Here is a 19,517-nt window from a genome sequence, read left to right on the forward strand (position 1 = left end):
TTCTTTTCCGGTTTGGTCGGACTAACAGGATTTGAACCTGCGACCCCTACACCCCCAGTGTAGTGCGCTACCAAACTGCGCCATAGTCCGCCGTCACATCTCGAGGATGCGACCTGAATAGATTACATCAGTAGTATTCACTGATTCCAATCGCCTGTGTGAGCTGGGTATTGCTTAAAAATCGCCGGTGCTATATACCCACTGCCCTTGCGTGCGCCGGAACTGGGAGCGCTCACGCTGGGAGCCTGCGGCCGCGCCTTTGTAGAAAGCTTCGAACTCCACGATTCCCGTATCATCGAGCGGGCCGCCATCGACGGTATCGATGATGTCCAGGCGATAAAAGCGGATACCGTTGTCTTCCAGGTGTAGGCGCTCTGGCCGGGTTTCCGGGTCCCAGGTGCGCAGTAAGTAATCCTCATCGCCGGTCACGAAGGCCGAAAAGCGTGAGCGCATGAGGGCCTCTGCGGTCGGGGCGGGCTTGCCGCCGTGGAACTTGCCGCAGCATTCGCCGAAGCAAAGCCCGAGCCCACAAGGGCAGCGGGCTTCGGGGCTCAAGGGGTTGAGCACGATCATGCTTCGACGTCCACGATTTGGGCGGCGCCCAGCAACTGCTCAACAGGAGAGGACTTCGCGGCCTCGAGCAAGGTCGACTTCTGCTGCGCGGAAAGATCGCCCACAAGCTTTATGCGGCGCTCAAACGTCGTGTCCCCCACATGGGTGACGTTGACCTGGACGTCGTCGAGCGGCATGCCTTTGGAGGCTTCCTTAATTGTCTGCGTGGTCGATGCAGCTAGCGCGGACATCAGCAGGCCCTCCGCGGTAAAACCTTGGCCCTTTCCGCCCTGCTTCTTGGGGCGGTCAGCCGTGACGCTGCGCTCATTGTGGCGAACCACCACGCCGAACTTAGTGCCGACTGCCGGCTGCGCTTCAGCTGCGGTTTCATCGATGTGGGCTGGTACATTCTCCGGCACGATGAACTGCTCGAACCAAGCACCAATGAGGTCTGCGGCGCGGGCAGCGGCACCCTGCTTGGTGATGAGGTGGTCTGCCTTGTCCAAGGCCACCAAGGACTTGGGGTAGCGCGTCTTTAAGAAGATGTTCTGGGCATTGTCGATGCCAACGGTTTGGTCGATCGGGGAGTGCAAGATCATCAGCGGCTTGCGCAGCCGGCGCAGGTATTCCTCTGGGTTGGTATCCGCCAAGTCTTCGAGGAAGTGGCGGGAGATGGTCAGCGCGCGACCGCCGAGGATGACCTCGACCTCGCCGTTTGCGTCGACCTCACCAATCTTGTCGGCGTAGTGCAAAACAGAGTGGGCAGGATCAAATGGTGCGCCAATGGTTGCTACTGCCTTGAGCGAGCGAATACCGCTTGCCGCTGCCAGGGAGGCGGCGCCGCCCAAGGAGTGGCCCATCAGAAGCTGCGGAGCGGAGTAGTTTTCAGCCAGCCAGTTTGCTGCAGCCTGAATATCAGCAACATTTTGGCTGAAGTTGGTCTCACCGAAGTTGCCCTCGGACTGGCCGAGGCCCGGGAAATCGAAGCGCAGGGTGGCTACGCCGAAATTGGTGAGCTGCTTAGATACGCGAGCTGCACCGGGAGTGTGGCGCGATCCAGCAAAGCAGTGCGCGAAGACCGCAAAGGCTTGTGGCGCGGAGTCAGGAAAGTCAATGGTACCCGCCATCATGGTTCCAGTGGAGGACGGGAGCTTCACGTTCACAGATTGCATAAAGACTAGGATATAGAGCCGTCTCTACATAGGCCACAGAGGGTTAGCTAGAGTCGGTAGAGTTAAAGATTTACTTAAGAAGCATTCAACAGTAACGGAGACGAACATGGGTGCATTTGGCTGGTTTTGGAAGGCCATGGGTGCGCAGAGCGAGCGGAACGATAAAAAGTCGAAAGCCATCGTGGATAGCTCCGGTGCTGCGACCCAGGAGCTATCCGCGCTTGACGACGCCGCCGTGGCACAAGCCGCCCGCGACTCTGTGCGTGAGGGTGAAATCGCAGATAAAGCGCGATTTTTGGCAGCCCTTGCCGTGGCCAGCGAGCGTACGCTTGGCATGCAACCTTTCCACGTTCAGTCCCAAGCGGTGTTGCGCCTGCTTTCCGGAGACGTCATCCAGATGGCCACTGGTGAGGGCAAGACCCTCGTCGGAGCCATGGCCGCAACCGGCTTCGCATTGACCGGTAAGCGCGTCCACCTTGTGACGGTAAACAATTACTTGGCCGATCGGGATGCTGAATGGATGCGCCCGCTAGTCGAATTTTTTGGCCTCACCGTAGACTCCGTGACGGAGAAGAAGGACGCCGCGCAGCGTCGCAAAGCGTATTCCTGCGACATTATTTATGCCCCAGTCAATGAGCTCGGCTTCGACGTGCTGCGCGATAACCAGATCACTAGTCGCGAGCAGACCGTGCAGGCGCGAGCCGACGTCGCTTTGGTAGACGAGGCTGACTCTGTTTTGGTCGACGAGGCTCTGGTTCCGTTGGTACTGGCAGGAAACCGTCCAGGGGAGGCTCCCACGGGTCACATCACCAATGTGGTTTCGCGACTTCGTGAGGACTTGGACTACGTCATCGCCGAAGATGGCCGTACCGTTGCTTTGACCGATGATGGCGCGGCACGCGTCGAGCGCGAGTTGGGCATTGACTCGCTGTATTCCGAGGACAACATCGGAACGATTCTGGTCAAGGTGAATCTGGCTTTGCACGCCAAGGCCTTGCTGATTCGCGATATCCACTACATCGTTGTAGATGGCAAGTTGCAGCTAATCGACGCCTCCCGCGGCCGCGTTGCTGACTTGCAGCGCTGGCCGGACGGCCTGCAGGCTGCGGTGGAAGCTAAGGAAGGCCTTGAAGTCTCCGAGGGTGGCCGCATCCTCGACACGATCACTCTGCAGGAGCTGATGCGCCGTTACCCGACGGTGTGCGGAATGACCGGCACCGCGGTTGAGGCGACTGACCAGTTGCGTCAGTTCTATGATCTGCGCGTTTCTGTAATCGAGCGCAATAAACAATTGCAGCGTTTCGACGAGGCCGATCGCATTTATGCCACGGTCGAGGAGAAGTCGAAGGCTATTGTCGACGAAATCGTGGCCCTTAACGCTACTGGCCAGCCGGTTCTCGTGGGCACGCACGATGTCGCGGAGTCGGAGGATTTAGCCGAGGCACTTCGCGAACGCGGCGTCGAAGTCAGCGTGCTCAATGCCAAGAACGATGCTGAGGAAGCCCGCATCGTCGCCGAAGCCGGCGATATCGCACGCGTGACCGTCTCGACACAGATGGCCGGCCGCGGTACAGACATCAAGCTGGGCGGCGCAACTGAGGCCGACCGCGAGCAGGTTGCGCAGCTGGGTGGTCTCGCCGTCATCGGTACTTCGCGCCATCGCACCTCCCGCCTGGACAATCAGCTGCGCGGGCGTGCTGGACGCCAGGGAGACCCGGGCCTGTCGTTGTTCTTCGTGTCTTTGGAAGACGACGTCGTCAAGCAAGGCGGGGAGGACGAAGCCCTCTCGGCGCAGCCGGACGAAACTGGCCGTATTGAATCTAAACGCGTGGCAGACTTCGTGGCGCATTGTCAGCGCGTAACCGAAGGCCAGCTGCTGGAAATTCACGCACAGACATGGAAGTACAACCAGCTGTTGGCGGATCAACGCGTCATCATCGATGAACGCCGAGCGAAGCTGCTCGACACCGCACAGGCCTGGGAGGAATTAGCTGAGCGCGCTCCCGAACGTGCCGCGGAGCTTGCCGAACTTCCCGCAGAGGTAAAGGAAAAAGCCGCCCGCGAAATCATGCTCTACCATCTCGACCTGGCGTGGGCCGACCACCTAGAGCTGATGGACGATGTCCGTGAGTCGATTCACCTGCGCGCGATCGCCCGTGAGACGCCGATCGACGAATATCACCGCATTGCGGTCCGCGAGTTCAAGGAATTGGCGCAACGCGCCGTGGAGGAGTCAGTGGCTACCTTTAAGTCGGTGGACATTGATGAAAAAGGTGCTCACATGGAAGATTCGGGGCTTGCGCGGCCGAGTGCCACTTGGACCTATATGGTCTCTGATAACCCCTTGTCTGGCGGAGGAAATTCCGTACTTAAAGGAATCGGTAATATCTTCCGTTAACGTAATTTATGAAACAAATCTGGTGAGGATGCTCGCGGAAGCGGGCGAGTCGCTAGTATGGAATAAGTCCACATTAATCCGACACTTCGGAGGTAAAAATGAGCGAGCATACCGGTACGCCGGAACCGCAGGTAGAAACCACTTCTGTATTCCGTGCAGACCTTCTCAAGGAGATGGAAAACGGCGCTGCCGCCGGTAATGACACCTCCGTTGCAGGTGCGGAAAACCTTTCCGAGGGCCAGGCCCTCCTCGTTGTAAAGCGTGGTCCGAATGCAGGTGCCCGCTTCTTGTTGGACCGCCCAACCACCACCGCGGGTCGTCATCCAGAGGCAGACATCTTCTTGGATGATGTCACCGTTTCCCGTCGCCACGCTGAGTTCCGCGTGAACGAGGGCGAGTTTGAGGTCGTCGATGTCGGATCCCTGAACGGCACATACGTCAACCGCGAGCCGCGTAACTCCCAGGTTCTTCACGTGGGTGACGAGATCCAGATCGGCAAGTTCCGTCTGGTCTTCATCGCCAATCAATAAACACGTTTCGAGTCTTTAGAGAAATTCAAGAGAAGTATAGTGAGCGCAGCACAGTCTAAGGCCGCGGCCCTGTGGAAAGGGACCGCTAAGGCCAAAAAAGCCAAGACCATGTCGATCGGCGTCGTCCTGGAGCAACTGAATCAGCAGTTCCCAGACGTCACCGTGTCGAAGATTCGATTCCTTGAATCTGAAGGTCTAATCACGCCGCAGCGTACTGCCTCTGGTTATCGTCGTTTCACTCAGGAAGACGTTGACCGACTTCTCTACATTCTCACCACTCAGCGTGACAACTACACCCCGCTGAAGGTCATCCGTGAGCAGCTGGAAGCTATGGATTCCGGCCAGGTCACTGCAATCGTTTCTGCTGGCAAGGCAGAAACGTTGCTGAGCCCGGACCAGTTCCGTGCTCCGGTTATTACGCGTCTTACTGACGTAGAGGTTGCTGAGCAAGCAGGCTCCACTGAGGCGGAGGTTGCTGGCCTCGTCAAGATTGGCCTGATTAGCCCGGATGCATCGGGATTCTTTGATGCGGATGACGTCTCCGTAGTATCTGCCGCAGTGGCTCTTAAGGCATTCGGTTTTGAAGAGCGTCAGCTGAAGTCGCTGCGCAACAACGCCCGCCGCCAGGCAGATCTCATCGCGCAGGTTGCCTCCCCGGTGGCCAACTCCAACTCGGATACTGCCGTGCAGAAGGCCGAGGAATTGTCACAGCAGATGACCGCTCTGGTTGTTTCGCTGCACGCGACCATGGTCAAGACTGACCTGCGTCACGAATACAACTCCTAGATTTCCCGATTTCGCCGCTAGGCCTAGTGCTAGCGGCCCACATTAAGCTCTCTGTCACCACGCGGCGGGCAAATGTGGGAGAGTGGAGAGCATGGGAAAAATTAGTCTTGAGTTCCACGGCATCCACGTTATGGAGCCGGAAAGCGAACTATGCGCTCTTATGCGCTGGGTAGAAGGAAACCGCATCCTTCCCGTTTGGCTCTCGCAACTAGAAGGCGCGCGCGTCATGCAGCGCCTCGACGGTTATAGCGAAACCCGCCCCACCACACACGACCTTCTAATCGAGCTCATTGAGCAACTCGGTGGCGTGGGCTCCATTGAGGTTGTTAACTATTACGAAGGCACCTTTATGGTCGACATCGTCGATGCGGCGGGTGAGGCGCACGACGCAAAGCTTAGCGATGCTCTGGTGGTTTCGGAACACTTCAATGTGCCAATCACTGTAGAAAAAGAGCTGTTGTCTAAAGTTGCCGTCTTTGTCTCGGATGACGATATGGATGCCTACTTTGATTTCCATTTCGATCCGCCCGCCGACGATGCTGGTGAGGAAGTGGTGAAAACGTCCAGCTCAGATAGCTCCGCTTCGGGTAATCCGCAGGCAGATGCTGATTTCGAGGCGATGATGCGCTCGCTGGGTGTCTCTGAAGAGGACTTTTTTGAAACGGAAGATAAAAAAGATTCTAATGACACGCGTGTGACTAATGATGACAATGGGGACGAAGAAGTCTAAAGTAAAGCTAGAGAGTTTGGCCAAGCCTTGGCCTCTAGCCTTGACGGGGTTAGGGCCGTGGCCTTTAATTAAGCCTTAGAGGCTTCCAACAAACCCCATTGGAGTAATTACGTGAGCATCAACGAGAACCTAGACGAGTACAACGCCTCCCACGGCGCAGGCAAGGGCTACGTGCAAGAGTCGCTCTTCGACGTCGGACCGGACGAAGAGCTCGGCTACCGTGTGCCGATCGCCTGCCAGGTAGCCGGCATTACTTATCGTCAGTTGGACTACTGGGCACGCACCAATCTGGTCAACCCGTCCATTCGCAACGCTCGTGGCTCAGGCTCCCAGCGTCTGTACTCCTTCAAGGACGTTCTGGTTCTCAAGATTGTCAAGCGTCTGCTCGATACCGGTATTTCCTTGCAGAACATTCGCCTGGCAGTTGAGTCCCTGCGTGACCGCGGCGTTAACGACCTTGCAGAGCTGACCCTCGTCTCCGACGGAACCACCGTTTACGAGTGCCGTTCCAACGATGAAGTCATTGACCTCCTGGCAGGCGGCCAGGGCGTTTTCGGCATCGCGGTCCCGGGCATCCTGAAGGAGCTTTCCGGCACTATCTCTTCCTTCCCGGCAGAGCGCCTGGACGAATTCAAGGACGAGACCGTCATTGGCATCGACGAGCTGGCTGCACGCCGCAACCGCAAGTCCTCCTAGGTTCTAGGCCGCGTAAAGCGGCCTTGCTACCGCGGGAACCCGCGGGGCAGATTTAAAACGCTTACAGTCCCCAACTCGAGCTCACGTGAGTTGGGGACTGTAAGCGTTTTAGCGTTTTCACTTATCTGGAGAACGGGCTAGTAAAGCATTAGCTCTAGGCGCACCGCAGCCGGATTTCTAAATGGTGAGGACGCGACGTAAAAGCTGTGCTTGATGTATAGCGCTGATGCTGGTGTTGCGCGACCTCACCATCTGATCCTCACCATTTGGACCTCACCATTTGCAGCGAAAGACAGAGGCGCTACGGGGGGAGAGAGGCCCCGAGGCGGCGTAAGGCCAGCAGTGGCGATTAAACGCCTGCGGCTTGATTTAGGGCTTCCTCGAGGGCAGCCTGGTCGGCAGCATCGGTGACTTCGGTGAAGGAATCGGCGGCGTCGTCAAGCACTGCGTCTTTTTCCCCAGGGCCAATATGCACGACGGAAAGCGAGACGTTGTCGCTCTTGGCATCGGCGAGAGCTTGCTGGAAAGTTGGATCATCCATGTCTTGGGCCGTACCGGTGGTAACGAGCAGAACCTTGGCCTTTTGCTCGGTGCCTGCGGCTTGGTCGGCTGCGTTTGCCACCGCTGCGGTCACGGCGCTGCGGGTCTGCGGAACGCCGCCGGTTCCAAACTGCTGCAGGGCAAAGGCCACTGGGCCAGCCTCCCCATAGCCGATGTTCTGGCGGTAGCCCACCGTCGCGGTCTCAGACAGTGGGGAAGAGTAGTTCCACAGGCCTACCAAACCAGACTTTTCGCCCAGTGCGTTCGCGGTGTTGCCCAAGGCCTGCGTTACCTGGTTGAAATACGGTGCCAGGCCCTCGGAGGTATCGAGGAGAACCAGGGTATTTTCGGCGAACGCGGCAGGCTTATTTTCCTCTGGTTGCTTCTCCTCGGAAGAAGGAGCGCTTTCTGAAGACTCAGGCGCAGAGCTTTCGGCGGCGCTGCTTTCTGCTTGCTCATCGCGCGCGGCAGCATCAGAAATTGCTGCTTCTGATTCCTCGGCTGGCTCTACTGCGGAAGACGCTGCTGCAGTGGTGGTCGAGGCGTCATCGTTGCCGCGGAAAAGGAAATAGGCGCCGACGGCGAGTGTGAGGATCAACGCTGCCAGGAGGGCCAATACCCAGCCTGCCACTGCGAATGTGTTTTTGCCGTTGGAATGTCTTGCCACGAAAGTTCCTTCCACACTGGGGCGGTAATAGCCGTTCTCACAACCGGATATCGAGCCTTAAGGAGGCCACATTAATGGTTGCTAATTGTAGCCGCCATGGCTTCGTCAACGATGGCGACAAGCCGTTGGCGCAATGGTTTGGCTTTCTGGGCCAGCCCGCGCTGGCGCTCCACATATTCCGCCTTGCCTACCGCGGTTTCGATTGGGACCACGCCGAAGCCCCACCCACGGCAATCATAAGGTGAGGCTTCCATGTCGAGAGTTCTGGCTTCGATGGCAAGTTCCAGCGTTTCGATGAACAGTTCGCCTGGAACCAGCGGGCCGAGTTTCCACGCCCACTTATAGAGGTCCATTGTGGCGTGGACGCAGCCGGCCTGGTCACTGTCTGGCTGGCCCTCACGGGTCAAGACCGTGAGGTTGAGCGGGCGCGCAGGCTCCGTGAAAAAGCGGAAAGCATCATAATGCGTGCAGCGAATGCGATGGGATTCCACCACCTCGTTGGTGCGTTGGGCACCAAGGCGTAGCGGCAGGTCATGGCGCGGTGAGTCCGTCTTGTAGACCATGGCCCACTCATGCAGCCCGAAGCAATCGAACTGAGCCGGATTGGTGGTTGTTTTAGCCATCAGGTTGCGGATATAGGTGATGGAATCGCCCCGCCGTGCCCAGAAGGTTTCCAGGTCAAGGGTTACACCTTGCTCTGTGCGATGGTAGTCCCGCCATTCCTCATGCGGGATCGTGCCCGGCGTGCCGGCGAGCGTGACGTTAAAGCCAGGGTGCCAACGGCGCAAATGCGAGGGACGCACCGGATAGTACTCGAAGAGGAAGTCATAAACCGGGTGATAGTCACCGGGATGGCGGAACTGGGATAGCAGCGCGTCGGCGCGGGCGACGTGGGCGTCATGGCGTGGACACCACTCCTGCTCAGTCAGCAGCATCAGCGCTGACCACCACCTCGGCGGCGAGAGCCACCTGGCTTTCCGTTGCGGGAGCGGTAGCCCTTGCCGTTGCCGGATGCTCTGCGGTTTGTGGAGTTGCGGCCCGAGCCCTTCTTCGGCTGATTAGGCGTACCCTGCGAGCCATTCCGGGATCCGGCCGGCTTTTTCTTCCCGCCTTGCTGGGAAGATACATTCTGATTCGGTGGAGGAAGGGGAGTACCGCTTGGCTTACGCGCGCCGGTGATCTTGGCTAGCTCTGGGGCACCGGCGGGGTTGGGGCGATCGCTGAGATCGAGTTCTGCTGCCGCAACGCCGGCCTTCTTGATGAGCTTGGCAACTTCCTCACGCTGTTGGTCCATAACTAGTGTTACCACGGCACCTGATGCGCCGCCGCGCGCGGTACGACCAGCACGGTGCAGATAAGCCTTGTGCTCAGCTGGTGGGTCAACGTGGACGACTAGGGAAACGTTCGCGATGTCGATGCCGCGGGCAGCAATATCGGTAGCCACGAGAACCGGCACGGATCCGTCGGCGAAGCCCTCAATCGCCTTGGTGCGTGCGCCTTGGCCCTTATCGCCGTGCAGTGGCAATGCATTGATGCCCACACGGCGCAGCTTCTTGGCTTGGCGGTCGACGCCATGCTTGGTGCGCATGAACATGATCGTCTTGCCCTCACGTGCGGCGATTCGCACGACGACGTCGTTTCGCGCGTCGCGGTCGCCCACGAATACGAGGTGGTGTTCCATCGTGTCCACGGCAGCCTCGACAGGCGCGGTGGAGTGTGTTACTGGGGAGTGCATGAACTGGCGCACCAGCTTGTCCACATCACCGTCGAGGGTGGCAGAAAACAGCAAGCGCTGGCCGTCGGCAGGCGTGAGCTTTAAGAGCTTGCGTACCTGCGGCAGGAAGCCCATGTCCGCCATGTGGTCAGCCTCATCGAGCGCTGCGACAGAGACATCCTCCAAGGAGAGCTTGCCCTGGTTGATGAGGTCCTGTGCACGGCCCGGCGTGGCAACCAAAAGGTCGACGGGACGTGCCAGCGAACGGATGTGATGATTGATGTTCACGCCGCCGACCACGGAAAGCACGCGCAGGCCCAAGGCATTAGCTGGGTCGTTGAGGCGCTCGTGGATCTGGGTGGCAAGCTCGCGGGTGGGCGCGAGCACTAGGCCGCGTGGCCGGCCAGGCTTAGAGGCGCCGGATTTAGCCAGGCGCGCGAGCATCGGCAGGCCAAAGGTAAAGGTCTTGCCGGAGCCTGTCGGGCCGCGGCCAAGCACGTCCTTGCCAGCGAGCGCATCGGGGATAGCCGCCTGCTGGATGGGAAAAGGTTCGGTGATGCCCTGCTTGTTGAGGACACGCACGATTTCTTGAGGTAAGCCGAGTTCGGCGAAAGTAGTCATTGCCTTAAAGCTTAGTGGCCAACGCTTCTTAGACCGCAATCCAGGCAAAGCAAAAGCGCTAGGCACCCTCCACAGAAGAGAACCTAGCGCCTTGGAAGAAGGCTGAAAAAGCCTTTTTACATCTCAGTCAGGCTGCGGTCGCCGGACCACTCGATGTGGAAGGTGCCTTCCTTGTCCACGCGCTTGAAGGTGTGCGCACCGAAGAAGTCACGCTGACCCTGAATCAGCGCAGCCGGCAGACGCTCAGCGCGTAGGCTGTCGTAGTAGGACAGGGAGGAAGCGAATACCGGCACCGGCAGGCCCATCTGGGTTGCGGCAACGACAACGCGACGCCACGGAGCGATGAGTTCGGCGAGCTCGCCCTTGAAGTATGGGTCGAGGATGAGAGCAGGCAGCTGCGGGTTGGTGTCATAAGCCTCGCGGATGCGATCCAGGAACTTCGCGCGGATGATGCAGCCGCCGCGCCAGATGGTGGCAAGATCGCGCGGGTCAACGTCCCAGCCGAACTGCTCGGAGCCAGCCTTGATCTCATCGAAGCCCTGCGAGTACGCGATGAGCTTGGAAGCATAGAGAGCGCGGCGTACGTCCTCAATGAACTCGTCTGGGTCGACTCCGCCGAAGTCGATGATGCCCGCGGGTAGGCCGCCTTCTTGAGCGGCGGCGCGCTGTGCGGTGGCGGAGGAGAGGCCACGGGCGAAGACGGCCTCTGCGATGGCGGTGACTGGTACGCCCAGCTCCAGACCGTTGATGGCGGTCCAGCGGCCGGTGCCCTTCTGGCCGGCGGCATCTAGGATGACGTCGACAAGCGGTTTGCCCGTTTCTGGTTCGTTCTGTGCGAGCACCTCAGCGGTGATCTCAATCAGGTAGGAATCGAGGTCGCCGGAGTTCCATTCCTTGAAGACCTCTGCGATTTCTGCCGGTTCCAGGCCCGCGCCGTAGCGCAGCAGCTGGTATGCCTCGCCGATGACCTGCATGTCGGCGTACTCGATGCCGTTGTGGACCATCTTGACGAAGTGGCCAGCGCCATCCGGGCCGATGTGGGTAACGCACGGGGTGCCGTCGACTTCAGCGGCGATGGACTCGAGAATTGGGCCCAGAGTCTCCCAAGATTCAGCCGGACCGCCCGGCATAATGGAAGGACCGTTGAGAGCGCCCTCTTCGCCGCCGGAGATGCCCGCGCCGACGAAGTGCTTGCCCTTGGCAGCTACTTCCTTCTCACGGCGCATTGTGTCCGTGTAGAGGGCGTTGCCGCCGTCGATGATGATGTCGCCCTCATCCATCGCTTCTGCGAGCTGGTCGATGACTGCATCGGTAGCCTTGCCCGCCTGAACCATGATGATGGCCTTGCGTGGGCGCTCGAGAGAAGCGACGAAGTCCTCGATGGTCTCGGAAGGGATAAAGTTACCTTCGGAGCCGTGCTCTTCGATGAGCTTGTGGGTCTTTTCCGGGCTGCGGTTGTAGACGGCTACGGTGTTGCCGTTGTGGGCAAAGTTGCGGGCCAGGTTGGAGCCCATAACAGCCAAGCCGACAACGCCGATGTGGGCGAGTTCAGTCTTTTCAGTCATGGGCTCTATCCTACGTCAGAGTTTGCAGCTACTCTGTCATGGCATGAGCGAAGAAAACTTAAACATCTACGAACTGATGAACAAGCTGGCACAGACTGCGCAGGAGCGTGTTTTAACTGCAGAAGAAGTCGCGCTTTTTAATAGCCATAACAGTGGCTTGGGCGCGCTGCTCGGTATCGAATTTACCGCGGTATCCAAGGACGAGGTGCGCGCGCAGCTTGAGGTAAAGCCTCAGCACCACCAGCCGTGGGGCGTGGCCAACGGCGGGCTGTATTGCTCTATCGGTGAGTCCGTAGGCTCTATCGCGTCATTCATCAACGCCGCTGCACCGGTCGTGGGCGTTAACAACAGCACGGATTTTCTCCGCCCAGTCTCAGAGGGGCTGATTGAGGCCGTGGCCACGCCGGTCCATGTCGGCCGGCGTACCCACGTGTGGTGCATTGAAATGCACCACGCCGGAAAACTTGTCGCGCGAACTAACCTGCGCACGATGATTACCGGCTAACCAGGTTTAGAGCCAGTGGTTGCGGCGGAACCACCACCACATGACCGCGACCACGAGTACCATCAGGCCTAGCGCTATGAAGTAGCCACCGGCCCAGTGCAGTTCCGGCATGACATCGAAGTTCATGCCGTAGATGCCGGCGACCAGGGTAGGAGCAGCCCACATGCCGACCACCGCGGAGATGGTGCGCATGTCGCTGTTTTGCTGCATGGTCACCTTGGCAACGGAGGCGTCGATAAGCGAGGTTAAGCGCTCGTCGAAGCCCGCAACCTGGTCCTTGACCACGAGCTCGTGGTCGTTGACGTCGCGCAGGTAGGAACGGATCTGCTTGGAGATGAGATCCTTGTGGTCATTGGTCATGGCCTTTAGCGCTACCGAAAGCGGGTCAATGGCGTGCTTCATCTCCAAGATCTCACGCTTAAACATGTAGATCCTGTCGATGTTGAACTTGGTCTGTGGGGTAAAGACCTCTTCCTCGATCTCATCGATCTCTATTGCGATGAGGCGAACGATCTCGGAGTAGCGGTCCACCAACATATCCAGAATCTTCCAGGCCATGGCTACCGGGCCGAGCTCAACCAAGTCCTGCTCGTCCTGCACGGTGTAGGCGAGATTGGGCAGCTTAGCCGAGTGGCGCACCGTAATGATGAAGTTGTTGCCCAAAATCATCTGGACCTCACCAGTGGAGATGATCTGGCGCTTATCGGCAACCTCATCGTGGTCGCGGTAGTTAACCGAGCGTGCGACGACGAAGAGCTGGTCATCATAGCGCTCCAGCTTGGGACGCTGGTGCGCCTGAACGGCGTCTTCCACAATCAGCTCGTGAATACCGAACTCGGAAGCGACCTTCGTCATCTGGGATTCATAAGGCTCATGCAGACCCACCCAAACGAATCCGCGGCCATATTCCTCGACGGTCCGGAGTGCGGAGTGAGGGGTGAACTCGCCCGGTAGTGCCTCGCCGTCGACGAAGACACGGCAGTGTTCTATCGCGCGCTCAGCTGGAACGGAGAAGGTGCGGGAGGAACTGGGAGGATCGTTTCTCTTGCGTGGCCTAAAGGGCGACGGGACAGACGGCATCGTTTCAGCCTCCTTCACTTCTATAACGTTTGCGCGCCAAAACAGGTTCGGCAGGCAGTTTTACTTAGCGGCTAAATCCTACACTGCTTAGGGCATATACTAGTTTTCATGCCTACCTGGAAAGAAGTAACCGCAGCTAACCCCGCGCACTCGGAGAATTTCGCACGCAAATGGAAGATGCTTGCTGCGCAGGGCAAAGACATCCATGGTGAAGCACGGCTTGCCGACGCCATGGTGGAACGTGGCTCTCGCATCCTCGACGCCGGCTGTGGCACGGGCCGCCTAGGCGGCGAGTTGGTGGGCCGCGGCCACACGGTGGTGGGCGTCGACGTGGACCCGATCCTGATTTCGCATGCCGAGCATGACTTTCCGGATGGCCAGTGGGTAGTCGGCGACTTGTCTGAAGACGAGATTCCCGAAGGCGATTTCGACCTAGCGGTATCTGCAGGTAACGTCATGACCTTCCTGGCAGTAGATGGCCGTGAGGCAGCCCTGCGCAATATCTACAACTCGCTGCATTCCGACGGCCGTTTTGTCGTCGGTTTTGGTGAGGGCCGCGGCTGGGCATTCGATGACTTCCTGACCTTAGCTAAGGAGGTGGGCTTCCGCGTTGATTTCCTTTTCTCCTCGTGGGATATGAAGGTCTTCAAGGAAAGCTCCACCTTCCTGGTGGCGGTTCTCACGCGCCCGGGCGCTGACCTTCTCTAAACGCGCTTGAGTAGCTGATACGAGCTGCTATGAAAGCCCTGCGAGGCGTCGCAGCATATGGCCATGGTCCACCGGGCCGTGGCCTTTTCCTACGTTTAGGGCATCCGCATTGGCAATCGCCTCGTGCAGCCAGGTGGTGGACCATTCCAGAGCCTCTGCTAGATCTTCGCCGGCGCCCAATCGTGCTGCCAGTGCCGAAGACAGTGAGCAGCCGGTGCCGTGGGTGTTCTTGGTCTCTACGCGCGGGCTCGATACCTGCACTAAGACGCCGTCCGCGCTTACAGCAGCGTTTCCTGCATCGCCGGATGGCAGGTGGCCGCCTTTGACGATGACGGCAGTGCCGGTATCAGCAGCCCAGCGCTGGGCGATGACCGTAGCCTCCTCGAAGGTCTGGGCCTGCGGAGTATCTGTGAGCACCGCGAGCTCCTTCAAGTTCGGCGTAATCACGGTGGCCTTGCTGCACAGCTGCCGCACTGCGGCCTCAGCTTGCTCGTCCAAGAGGCGATCGCCACTCGTTGCGACCATGACTGGGTCGAGAACAACCGGCGTGGAAGGTGCTAGCTGGTCTAGAAACTTTTCCACGGAGGCGGTGATATCTGCATTGCCGAGCATGCCGATCTTGACGGCGTCAACCGTGACGTCGTCAAGCACTGCGTCCAACTGGGCCTGTAGGAACTCCAGCGGCGGCGTGTGCACCGAGCGCACGCCCTGCGTATTTTGCGCCACCAGCGCCGTTACCACGGACATGCCATAAGCACCCGCAGCCATAAACGCCTTCAAGTCCGCTTGGACGCCGGCGCCGCCTGTCGGATCGGTGCCCGCAATGGTCAATACGCGCGGCAAACTACCCCGTGGATGAGAATTCTTCACAACTATCCCTTCGCTAGTGCTAACTAAGTGCAGGTTCTAAGGGTCTAATCTCAGCCGCAGGCCTGCGGCACCCCTTGTTGTAGAAGTGAGATTAACAAAGACTGGGAGTGCACGAAGGCGGTTTGCCTAGTTTATCGGCAGGTAGTGCGTTGGAGGCCCCGTCTATTATCACGCAATGTTGCGGAGTTCAGATGCATCGACAAAAGAAGAGTCCAGCTCCCACGGCGTTGTGGGAGCTGGACAATGCATCAACCTAATGCGGACTATGCCCTAGTATTCGGTACTGCAACGTCAGAGATCTTTTGAACAATGACTTTCTGGCCCTTGAATTTGCCGCTCTTCATGATAGCTACGCCATGGCCTGCGTACTTGGCATCGTCAGCGCGCATGTTGGCGCGGTGGCCGCTGGAATTGTGCCAGCTGTTCCAGACGGCTTCGGACACATCATTGGTCATGATGATCGCAATGTTTTCGCGTTCATTGAACTTGGGGTCGTGGTAGAACTGGCCGGTCTCAGCAAGATAGTTTGCCCAATCCTGAGCGCGCTGATCCATCGTGGTGGAGCGCTTTACCGCCGTCAAACCATACTGTGCGCGGTACTTGTTGAGTTCGTTGAAGACGCGGGTTTGATCCGCTGCCACGTCGAAGTTTCCGTTGCTAGGGCTCGTAACCGAGGTATCGCCTGGCTGCGGTGCATTGGAGCTGGAGCCCACTGAACCGCCGGTGAAAATGCCGACGAGAGTCAGGATGAGAGTGAGAAGGCCGGCCAGAATCTGCGGGACCATGTTGAGCAAGGAAGTAGGCATAGAGAACCGTCCTTGTAAGGAGAGAAGGGGTAGATACATTTCTTATACAACCACCCGTCACGCGTCTTCGGGTGTGGTTGCGCAGAAACGAGATCAAGGACACAAAATCCCCCGCACACCAGGTGGTTTGGTGGTTGTGCGGGGGATAGCTGCAACTGCTAGAACAGTGGCTTATTTGGGCTTACTTGTTCTTGTTGATGAAGTTGCGAGCGATGCGCTGCTGCTCGGTGATTTCGAGGTTGCCGCGGTCGCGGGAGATCATGTTCTGGATCCAGTTCACCGCGACGGTGGTGCGGTTGCGGAAGCCAAGGACGTACATGATGTGCAGTCCCATCCAGGAAACCCAAGCCGGGAAGCCGTCGAACTCGGTCTTGCCCATCTTCACAACCGCGTTGAAGCGGGAGATGACGGCCATGGAGCCCTTGTCGAAGTACTCGAATGCCTCGCGCTCGTTGGCGGTGGACTCCTCGTCGACCTTTGCCTTGATGAGCTTGGCCACGTGTGCGCCACCCTGGATCGCAACCTGCGCCACGCCAGGCAGGCGGTTCAGGGAGATCATGTCGCCGACCATGTAGACGTTGGAGTGCTGGCCCACGGTCAGATCATCGTTGACGGAGACACGGCCAGCGCGGTCTGCTTCGACGCCTGCCTGGTCAGCAACCATCTTGCCCAGTGGGGAAGCGGCCACACCAGCGGACCAAATCTTGGTTGCGCCCTCAATGGTGACGACTTCGTCGTTTTTCATGTTCTTGTAAGTGACGGCGTCCTCGGTGACGTCGGTGACCATGGCGTTCAGACGCACATCGACGCCGAGACGTTCCAGGGTGCGCTGCGCCTTGCGGCCCAAGCGCTTGCCGAATGGCGGAAGAACCTGCGGTGCGCCATCAAGCAGGTAGATCTTGGCGCTGGTGGTGCCGTAGTTGGAGTACTGGTCACGCAGAGTGCGGTTAGCCAGCTCGGCGATCTGGCCGGTCAACTCAACACCAGTTGGGCCGGCGCCGACGATGACGAAGGTCAGGAGACGCTCGCGCTCAGCTGGGTCGTCAACGAACTCGGCCTTTTCGAAGGCGGAGACGATTCGGGAACGCAGCTCCAGTGCGTCATCCAGGGTCTTCATACCCGGAGCGAACTCAGCGAAGTGATCGTTGCCGAAGTAGGACTGCCCAGCGCCAGCGGCGACGACGAGGGAATCGTAGGCGAAGGTACGCTGGAAGCCCTCAAGCTCAGCGGTAACGGTCTGGCCTTCCAGATTGATGTCGGTGACTTCGCCGTTGACGAAGTGAGCGTTGGCCTGGTTGCGCAGAAGCTGACGGGTGGAAGGAGCAATCTCGCCGGCGGAAATCATGCCGGTGGCTACCTGGTACAGCATCGGCTGGAAAAGGTGATGGTTCTTCTTATCAATCAGGGTGATCTCAACGTCAGCGTTCTTCAGCTGCTGAACTGCATTGAGGCCGCCGAAGCCGGCGCCGATGACGACTACATGGTGGCGTCCGCCTGCAGGGCGGTAAGGGGTTTCAGCCATAGTGGGGAGATACCTTCCTAAGAAAGCGAAAAATTTTGTACCGAATCAGTCTAAACCCTAGTCACCGTACATGCATACTTTATGTAGGTTAAACAGCTTCTTCTTCGGCATGGCGGCGCATCTAGGTGGGCTTTTCACACTAGGGTTAATTGGAAGCCTTTGTGCACGTAGACGTTTGCCAAGGAGATAACCGGACCAATGGGTGATTTTCCACATCTAGCCACCATCGATGCCAATCAGTGGCCGAGCGTAGCGACGCTTCCGGCGGTGAGCTTTGCACGTTTTAAAGCCCGGCGTGCGGAGGCGGAATTCGCCAAGGCCTGTGATCTCGCGGAGTTGGATCTGGACCCTGAATCTAAGGCAGAGGGCGGACCAGACCTTTCCGTGTTGCACGACGCCCTCTTCATTCGCATCGCAGCCACCGGCTGGCTTGGATTCGCGGAGTCTTATCTGGCGGGCGAGTGGACCACCGCTGACTCTGACAAGCTGGTCAAGGTTTTGCGTGGACTGCTGCGTGCGAATTATCGCCCGAAGGCGCGCGAGCTCGAGGTCGAGCATTCCACCCCGGGTGAGCTACCCGTGGAATTGGTGCGTCTTTATGCCGGTGATGGCTATACCCATTCGGGCGGCATCTTTGCCAGCGGCGTTCCGACGACGGTCCGGGAGGCTGTGCCTAGCTTTAGTCCACAGGCTGGCCGCAAGGAACCTAAGGAGCACTTCGTTGATGTCACTCACGTTAGTGAGCCGACTGCGGTGGACCGCACCGACCTGAAGGATGGCCAAAAGCGTGCTGCGCAATGGCTTCTCGACGCCACGCGCACCGGCGCCGGCACTCATCTGCTGGTTTATCCCGCAGCCGGAATGAGTGTGGCTGTCGAAGCAGTCAACAGGCGGGCGACGGTGGACGTGCTGACTGCCGACGCCGAGCAAGTCGAGGACTTCAACGAAACCCTAGTGCTCGAGGGCGCGGCAGATTCGGTACAGATTCAGCAGATCGATGACACCGTGCCGCATCCGAAACAATGGCGTGGTCGCTACGACGCGATCGTCAGCGTGGAAAAGCTAGAGCTGCTTACGCCCGCAGAGCGTAAGCGCTTCGTGGGGATGCTGGATCGCTCTCTGATCCCAGAGGGTAGGGTCGCGCTCACCTCGACTTTCGCTACCGAGACGATGACCCCGGCTGCCCGTTCGGCGATACAGGTTCTGCGCGCCTATGTCTGGCCCGGACTGGATTACCCAACGCTCGAGGAAACGCACAAGCTCTTCGACCGCAACTCGAATCTGCGCATCATCGCGCAGACGCACGTGGGCGGTCACTACGTGGAATCGCTACGCGAGCAGCGCAGCTACTTCGATGGTCATCTACGCGAAGCCGCGGCGGCAGGTTTCGATCCTGTGTTCCGCCGCCTGTGGACTTTCCAGTTTGCGCTGCGCCAGGCTTTGCTGGAGCTTGGCCAGGTGGATGCCGTGCAACTCACGGCCACCCACCGCCACCGTGGTGGCCGCCGTTAAGGCGTGACCACTGGGCGCGAAGCCCGTTCGAGCAGTACCGCGATTGAGTCGTAGGCCTTGCCGGAGATCATCTCTAGGCCCATCTCACAGGTGCGGTTGTCGGAGACGAAGGCATCGAAGTCTTCCGCCTCCAGGCTGGTTCGCTCCTCGCGGGTGGCAGATTCCACCAGCTCCGGGTGCAGCATGACGCGGTCACCAGCGGAGCCGCAACACATGGCGCCCTCTGGCACCTTGGCTTCGCCGCAGAGTCCGGCCAGAGCAACGAGGTCATCGCTGATACCCATGTGGTGGGTAGAACACGTCGGATGGACTGCGATCTTGCCCATAGAGTGCACGATCGGCAGGTGAGGGGCCACTTCATCACGCAGCCATTCCACAACATCCATGATGCGCAGCTGATCCCACAGTTTTAGCTCGGCGTCGGCAAGCGCCTCTGGCACGTTGTCGAGCAAGCCATGAGTGCAGCTGGCGGCATCGACAATGATCGGCAGCGCGCCTTCGTCGGACCACTGCCATAGATCGCGCACGATCTTGGTGGCTTGG

General features: G+C 58.9%; 19 protein-coding genes, 1 tRNA gene and 1 riboswitch. Of the genes, 8 read left to right on the forward strand and 12 right to left on the reverse strand.

Annotated elements, in window-relative coordinates; genetic code table 11:
- Nucleotides 1-13: 13 nt before the first annotated feature.
- From HMPREF2692_RS03340 to HMPREF2692_RS03350, 3 genes are all read right to left on the reverse strand, one after another.
- Nucleotides 14-90, reverse strand: a tRNA-Pro gene (locus tag HMPREF2692_RS03340).
- A gap of 84 nt (nucleotides 91-174) precedes the next feature.
- Nucleotides 175-573, reverse strand: a complete 399-nt coding sequence (locus HMPREF2692_RS03345; protein WP_062034979.1) for a YchJ family protein — start codon at nucleotides 571-573, stop codon at nucleotides 175-177.
- On the reverse strand, nucleotides 570-1,724 hold the full coding sequence (locus HMPREF2692_RS03350; protein ID WP_070822738.1) for a bifunctional alpha/beta hydrolase/OsmC family protein: 1,155 nt from the start codon (nucleotides 1,722-1,724) through the stop codon (nucleotides 570-572). The genes HMPREF2692_RS03345 and HMPREF2692_RS03350 overlap by 4 nt, the downstream gene beginning before the upstream one ends.
- Before the next feature lie 106 nt (nucleotides 1,725-1,830).
- On the opposite strand from HMPREF2692_RS03350, the gene secA2 reads away from it, so the two are divergent.
- The 5 genes from secA2 to HMPREF2692_RS03375 all read left to right on the forward strand — a co-directional run bounded on the left by secA2 (nucleotide 1,831) and on the right by HMPREF2692_RS03375 (nucleotide 6,864).
- A complete protein-coding gene (gene secA2 / locus HMPREF2692_RS03355; RefSeq protein WP_070822740.1) occupies nucleotides 1,831-4,122 on the forward strand; it encodes an accessory Sec system translocase SecA2 in 2,292 nt (763 codons plus the stop codon).
- A gap of 98 nt (nucleotides 4,123-4,220) precedes the next feature.
- Nucleotides 4,221-4,652 carry an oxoglutarate dehydrogenase inhibitor Odhl gene (gene odhI, locus HMPREF2692_RS03360; protein WP_062034986.1) on the forward strand — a complete coding sequence of 144 codons (432 nt, stop codon included), beginning with the start codon at nucleotides 4,221-4,223 and terminating at the stop codon, nucleotides 4,650-4,652.
- A gap of 39 nt (nucleotides 4,653-4,691) precedes the next feature.
- Nucleotides 4,692-5,438 carry a transcriptional regulator FtsR gene (locus HMPREF2692_RS03365; protein WP_070455644.1) on the forward strand — a complete coding sequence of 249 codons (747 nt, stop codon included), beginning with the start codon at nucleotides 4,692-4,694 and terminating at the stop codon, nucleotides 5,436-5,438.
- Between the two features lie 91 nt (nucleotides 5,439-5,529).
- A complete protein-coding gene (locus tag HMPREF2692_RS03370; RefSeq protein ID WP_070822742.1) occupies nucleotides 5,530-6,168 on the forward strand; it encodes a bifunctional nuclease family protein in 639 nt (212 codons plus the stop codon).
- A 117-nt stretch (nucleotides 6,169-6,285) separates the two neighbouring features.
- Nucleotides 6,286-6,864 (forward strand): MerR family transcriptional regulator, encoded by a 579-nt coding sequence (locus HMPREF2692_RS03375; RefSeq protein ID WP_141748361.1) that lies wholly within the window; start codon nucleotides 6,286-6,288, stop codon nucleotides 6,862-6,864.
- 349 nt (nucleotides 6,865-7,213) lie between these two features.
- Here HMPREF2692_RS03375 and HMPREF2692_RS03380 read toward each other — a convergent pair whose 3' ends face one another.
- The 4 genes from HMPREF2692_RS03380 to gndA all read right to left on the reverse strand — a co-directional run bounded on the left by HMPREF2692_RS03380 (nucleotide 7,214) and on the right by gndA (nucleotide 11,971).
- Nucleotides 7,214-8,071, reverse strand: a complete 858-nt coding sequence (locus HMPREF2692_RS03380; RefSeq protein ID WP_070822744.1) for a VWA domain-containing protein — start codon at nucleotides 8,069-8,071, stop codon at nucleotides 7,214-7,216.
- Nucleotides 8,072-8,142: 71 nt separating this feature from the next.
- The gene (locus tag HMPREF2692_RS03385; protein ID WP_070455640.1) at nucleotides 8,143-9,006 is read right to left on the reverse strand and encodes a 3-methyladenine DNA glycosylase; all 864 of its coding nucleotides are present in this window, start codon (nucleotides 9,004-9,006) and stop codon (nucleotides 8,143-8,145) included.
- On the reverse strand, nucleotides 9,006-10,406 hold the full coding sequence (locus HMPREF2692_RS03390; protein ID WP_070587963.1) for a DEAD/DEAH box helicase: 1,401 nt from the start codon (nucleotides 10,404-10,406) through the stop codon (nucleotides 9,006-9,008). Before HMPREF2692_RS03390 ends, HMPREF2692_RS03385 begins: the two co-directional genes overlap by 1 nt.
- A 116-nt stretch (nucleotides 10,407-10,522) precedes the next feature.
- Nucleotides 10,523-11,971 (reverse strand): NADP-dependent phosphogluconate dehydrogenase, encoded by a 1,449-nt coding sequence (gene gndA, locus HMPREF2692_RS03395; protein WP_070455638.1) that lies wholly within the window; start codon nucleotides 11,969-11,971, stop codon nucleotides 10,523-10,525.
- A gap of 43 nt (nucleotides 11,972-12,014) precedes the next feature.
- On the opposite strand from gndA, the gene HMPREF2692_RS03400 reads away from it, so the two are divergent.
- Nucleotides 12,015-12,476: a PaaI family thioesterase gene (locus tag HMPREF2692_RS03400; protein WP_070822746.1), complete on the forward strand. Its 462-nt coding sequence runs from the start codon at nucleotides 12,015-12,017 to the stop codon at nucleotides 12,474-12,476.
- A gap of 6 nt (nucleotides 12,477-12,482) precedes the next feature.
- Here the strand turns inward: HMPREF2692_RS03400 and corA are convergent, their stop codons facing one another.
- A complete protein-coding gene (gene corA / locus HMPREF2692_RS03405; protein ID WP_062040751.1) occupies nucleotides 12,483-13,556 on the reverse strand; it encodes a magnesium/cobalt transporter CorA in 1,074 nt (357 codons plus the stop codon).
- A gap of 108 nt (nucleotides 13,557-13,664) precedes the next feature.
- Between corA and HMPREF2692_RS03410 the strand changes: the two genes are divergently transcribed.
- Nucleotides 13,665-14,264, forward strand: a complete 600-nt coding sequence (locus tag HMPREF2692_RS03410) for a class I SAM-dependent DNA methyltransferase (RefSeq protein WP_061922544.1) — start codon at nucleotides 13,665-13,667, stop codon at nucleotides 14,262-14,264.
- A gap of 27 nt (nucleotides 14,265-14,291) precedes the next feature.
- Here the strand turns inward: HMPREF2692_RS03410 and thiD are convergent, their stop codons facing one another.
- The 3 genes from thiD to HMPREF2692_RS03425 all read right to left on the reverse strand — a co-directional run bounded on the left by thiD (nucleotide 14,292) and on the right by HMPREF2692_RS03425 (nucleotide 17,462).
- On the reverse strand, nucleotides 14,292-15,134 hold the full coding sequence (gene thiD / locus HMPREF2692_RS03415; protein ID WP_061922540.1) for a bifunctional hydroxymethylpyrimidine kinase/phosphomethylpyrimidine kinase: 843 nt from the start codon (nucleotides 15,132-15,134) through the stop codon (nucleotides 14,292-14,294).
- Nucleotides 15,122-15,219: riboswitch (TPP riboswitch) on the reverse strand. (Overlaps the previous gene by 13 nt.)
- A 178-nt stretch (nucleotides 15,220-15,397) precedes the next feature.
- On the reverse strand, nucleotides 15,398-15,940 hold the full coding sequence (locus tag HMPREF2692_RS03420) for a CAP domain-containing protein (RefSeq protein WP_061922537.1): 543 nt from the start codon (nucleotides 15,938-15,940) through the stop codon (nucleotides 15,398-15,400).
- A 181-nt stretch (nucleotides 15,941-16,121) separates the two neighbouring features.
- Nucleotides 16,122-17,462: an NAD(P)/FAD-dependent oxidoreductase gene (locus HMPREF2692_RS03425; protein ID WP_061922534.1), complete on the reverse strand. Its 1,341-nt coding sequence runs from the start codon at nucleotides 17,460-17,462 to the stop codon at nucleotides 16,122-16,124.
- A 198-nt stretch (nucleotides 17,463-17,660) separates the two neighbouring features.
- Between HMPREF2692_RS03425 and HMPREF2692_RS03430 the strand changes: the two genes are divergently transcribed.
- Nucleotides 17,661-18,974 carry a class I SAM-dependent methyltransferase gene (locus HMPREF2692_RS03430; protein WP_070822748.1) on the forward strand — a complete coding sequence of 438 codons (1,314 nt, stop codon included), beginning with the start codon at nucleotides 17,661-17,663 and terminating at the stop codon, nucleotides 18,972-18,974.
- Here the strand turns inward: HMPREF2692_RS03430 and HMPREF2692_RS13220 are convergent.
- Nucleotides 18,971-19,501, reverse strand: a complete 531-nt coding sequence (locus tag HMPREF2692_RS13220) for a heterodisulfide reductase-related iron-sulfur binding cluster (protein WP_061922528.1) — start codon at nucleotides 19,499-19,501, stop codon at nucleotides 18,971-18,973. The two genes, HMPREF2692_RS03430 and HMPREF2692_RS13220, sit on opposite strands and share 4 nt — an antisense overlap.
- Nucleotides 19,502-19,517: the final 16 nt, after the last annotated feature.

The sequence above is a fragment of the Corynebacterium sp. HMSC036D03 genome (genome assembly GCF_001836185.1).
In the GTDB taxonomy this organism is placed as follows: domain Bacteria; phylum Actinomycetota; class Actinomycetes; order Mycobacteriales; family Mycobacteriaceae; genus Corynebacterium; species Corynebacterium simulans.

Excerpts from the sequence above, each read along its gene's own strand:
- HMPREF2692_RS03345 (WP_062034979.1), bottom strand. The coding sequence starts at position 573 with ATGATCGTGCTCAACCCCTTGAGCCCCGAAGCCCGCTGCCCTTGTGGG.
- HMPREF2692_RS03350 (WP_070822738.1), bottom strand. The coding sequence starts at position 1,724 with ATGCAATCTGTGAACGTGAAGCTCCCGTCCTCCACTGGAACCATGATG.
- secA2 (WP_070822740.1), top strand. The coding sequence starts at position 1,831 with ATGGGTGCATTTGGCTGGTTTTGGAAGGCCATGGGTGCGCAGAGCGAG.
- odhI (WP_062034986.1), top strand. The coding sequence starts at position 4,221 with ATGAGCGAGCATACCGGTACGCCGGAACCGCAGGTAGAAACCACTTCT.
- HMPREF2692_RS03370 (WP_070822742.1), top strand. The coding sequence starts at position 5,530 with ATGGGAAAAATTAGTCTTGAGTTCCACGGCATCCACGTTATGGAGCCG.
- HMPREF2692_RS03385 (WP_070455640.1), bottom strand. The coding sequence starts at position 9,006 with ATGCTGCTGACTGAGCAGGAGTGGTGTCCACGCCATGACGCCCACGTC.
- HMPREF2692_RS03390 (WP_070587963.1), bottom strand. The coding sequence starts at position 10,406 with ATGACTACTTTCGCCGAACTCGGCTTACCTCAAGAAATCGTGCGTGTC.
- gndA (WP_070455638.1), bottom strand. The coding sequence starts at position 11,971 with ATGACTGAAAAGACTGAACTCGCCCACATCGGCGTTGTCGGCTTGGCT.
- HMPREF2692_RS03400 (WP_070822746.1), top strand. The coding sequence starts at position 12,015 with ATGAGCGAAGAAAACTTAAACATCTACGAACTGATGAACAAGCTGGCA.
- corA (WP_062040751.1), bottom strand. The coding sequence starts at position 13,556 with ATGCCGTCTGTCCCGTCGCCCTTTAGGCCACGCAAGAGAAACGATCCT.
- HMPREF2692_RS03410 (WP_061922544.1), top strand. The coding sequence starts at position 13,665 with ATGCCTACCTGGAAAGAAGTAACCGCAGCTAACCCCGCGCACTCGGAG.
- HMPREF2692_RS03420 (WP_061922537.1), bottom strand. The coding sequence starts at position 15,940 with ATGCCTACTTCCTTGCTCAACATGGTCCCGCAGATTCTGGCCGGCCTT.
- HMPREF2692_RS03425 (WP_061922534.1), bottom strand. The coding sequence starts at position 17,462 with ATGGCTGAAACCCCTTACCGCCCTGCAGGCGGACGCCACCATGTAGTC.
- HMPREF2692_RS03430 (WP_070822748.1), top strand. The coding sequence starts at position 17,661 with ATGGGTGATTTTCCACATCTAGCCACCATCGATGCCAATCAGTGGCCG.